We start from the raw sequence: 2,755 nt of genomic DNA, 5'->3' as shown, positions 1-2,755 counted from the left end.
GGCCGAGCGCCCGCGCTTTGTCGACCTGACCACCGACCAGGGCAACGCGCTGGCCTGCTTCGTCACGGTGGGCATCGCCGATTTCTTCACCGAAAGCGCCGGCTATGTCGGCTCGGCCAGCTTGCCGACCGTGACGGCCGCGATGTTGCCCGACCTCGGCTTCTACGGCGAGGCCAGCACGATCGGCATTTTTCACGGCACGCTGGAGACCGCGCGGCTGTTCCTCGCCACGCCTGGGCAACTGCATGACTGGCGCGAAGATCTCTGGCCCTACGATCCGGTGCCATCCGCCGACCTTGGCGGCACTTATGCCAAGACCGACGACAAGTGGGATTTCTCAATTCGGTGGATCGATTCGGTTGATTATATCGGCCTAAGCGTGACCGTGAACGGCGAGACGACGCCGTCGATCTTGGTGCCGCGCACCGGCGACGGGGCGCCGGCCGACCTCAATCCCGATACGCCGGACTGGCCGTTGTTCGCCACGCAGGTGCAAACGGCGATCCGCGCTCTGCCGACCATGTCGGCCGGCGTCACCGTCACCGCCGGCAGCGGCTTCTCGCACTTCAAGAATTTCACGGTGACGTTCGGCGGCGACTTGTCCGGCGAGGAATACGAGTTTTCCGCCATCATCGCCAACACCAGCGACGCTTCGGTGCTGCCCTACCACACCCAGATCGGCAAGACCGAAACGGAACCAGTCTTCTCGGTGGCGCGCGGCTGGCCGGGCGGTGCCGTGCTGGTACAGGACCGCATGGATTACTATCGAATCCCCGCAGTGGTGGGCGCGATGAGCCTTAGTCGCATCGGCGAGTATTTCGACCTCAACATCGACGGCACCACGGACGCGGCGGCGCGGCTCGACAAGCTGCGTTCGCAGACTTCCGAAGCCATCCTGCACGTCAAGGAATCGACCTATATTTTCGTGTTCACCGATCGCGGCGTGTACTTCATTTCCAACCGCACGATCGAGCGCAACACGCCGTTGAATTTCGTGCTGGCCAGCGAGATCGGCGCACAGCCCAATTGCCTGCCGTTCACGCTTGAAGGCGAAGTCTATTACGTCGCCATCGCGCCAAAGGGGCTGGCCTTCGCCTCGACCGGCGGCAAGCAGGTGCTGCGCGTTTCGGAAACTGTCACCTCGGCCAGCGCCAGCTTCAATGCCGACCCGATTTCGCTGCTCGCCTCGCACCTGGTCGACCAGGTCATTCGCTCGGCCTCGCAGCGGCCGGAAACCGACCTTGACGCCTCGAAAGGCTGGCTGATGCGCGGCGATGGCCGCCTTGTCGCCGGCCAGATGATCCGCAATCAGGAGATCGTCGGCTTCTGCGAATGGCTGGCGGCGGCCGGCGGCCTGGTGCGCGAAATCGGCGTCGACGGCAAGAACCGGCTTTGGGTGGCGATCGAGCGCGCGGGCCGCACGTCGATCGAGATCTACGATACCTCGATCTACCTGCAGGACGCCATTGACGTGACGCCCGACCTTGCCGGCGTGATTTCCGGCCTGCCGTATGAGGAAGGGGCAGAGCTGTGGGCCAAGGCCGATGGCTACGTGCTGGGGCCGTTCACCGTGGCTGGCGGCTCGATAGCGCTGGGCGATGCCTATGCGGCGGCACTTGTCGGCCGCTGGATTGCGCCGCGCTGGGAATCGATGCCGCAGGTGCTGGTCACCGGCAACGATGACGTGATCCTGCGGCCAGGCCGCATCCACACCATGCACGTCAACATCGCCGACACGGACTCGATCGCCATCGGCGCCAATGGCCAGACGCCGCAGGATGTGCCGCTGCATGACACCAACGACCCGACCGATACGCCGATGCCGCTCAAGACGAAGCTGGTCACGTCAGCCGGCCTGCTCGGCATGGTCGAGGGCACAACCGCCGTGATCACGCAGGTTCGCCCCGGCGAGCTGCGCGTGCGCGACATAGCCATGGGGACGAAACTCTGATGGTACAGGTTCTGCTTGGGGGACTGACAAGCCTGTTCGGCGGCGGTGCAGCCGCTGCGGGCACTGCTGCGGCGACGACGACGGCGGCCGCCGGCACCACGGCGGCGTCGGGCATTTCGCTGGCCTCGCTGCTGCAGGGCACGGCGACGGTGCTTGGCATCGTGTCTGCGGTCGGCGCCGGCAATGCCGAGGCGGCGCAGAACGAAATGGCGGCGAGCGACGCCGAGAGCGAGCAAAGCCTGGAGACGCTGCAAGGCATCAGCCGGCGCACCTCCATCCGCAAGCAGATGGCGGACGCGCTGGGCGCCGAGGACGTGGCCTATGCCGCGTCGGGCGTCGACCTGTCGTTCGGCACCGCCAAGGCGGCGCGCAGCGATGCCTACCGCGAGGCCGACCTTGGGCTGACAACTTCGACCGGCACCGAACAGACGCGGATTTCCCGCCTGGTCGAGCGGGCCAAGAACTATCGCGCCATGGCCAAGCAGGCCAAGGCCGGCGGCATCCTCAACGCGCTGACCGGCGGCGCGGATACTTTGCTTTCCTTCAACCAGCGGGGCTAACCCTCTATGGCAAATCGTCAACGCGAGCCGGTTTCCTATCGCCCGTTCCGCACCGAACCCGTGCTTGCCGATGGCCTGCTTGCCGTCGAGCGGCCGGGCGGCGGCCTGCTGCAGCGCGCCAGCGAGGGCCTGTTTCGCCTCGCAGGTCAAGCGGGCCGGATCGCCGATCGCCAGGCCGAGCGGCAAGGCGCCATGGCCGGCGAGCAGGCGGCGCTGGCAGGGCGGCCGACTGCCGATTTCCAGC

At 66.4% G+C, this 2,755-nt stretch carries 3 protein-coding genes; all 3 read left to right on the top strand.

Translation table 11 applies throughout. The annotated features are described in order from the left end of the window. Positions 1 to 1,951: hypothetical protein (locus EOA36_RS37515; RefSeq protein ID WP_189553473.1), on the top strand; the 1,951-nt coding region annotated here is incomplete at its 5' end. Further along, positions 1,951 to 2,511, top strand: coding sequence for a hypothetical protein (locus EOA36_RS32765; protein ID WP_127280932.1), 561 nt, complete (start codon positions 1,951 to 1,953; stop codon positions 2,509 to 2,511). The genes EOA36_RS37515 and EOA36_RS32765, both read left to right, overlap by 1 nt. 6 nt (positions 2,512 to 2,517) lie before the next feature. Continuing rightward, a partial coding sequence (locus tag EOA36_RS32760; protein ID WP_145969439.1) for a hypothetical protein occupies positions 2,518 to 2,755 on the top strand: 238 nt, incomplete at its 3' end.

This window comes from Mesorhizobium sp. M8A.F.Ca.ET.021.01.1.1 (genome assembly GCF_003998025.1).
Classification (GTDB): Bacteria; Pseudomonadota; Alphaproteobacteria; order Rhizobiales; family Rhizobiaceae; genus Mesorhizobium.
Note: the sequence above shows the minus strand (reverse complement) of the source record. Positions and strands in the feature narration are given on the sequence as shown.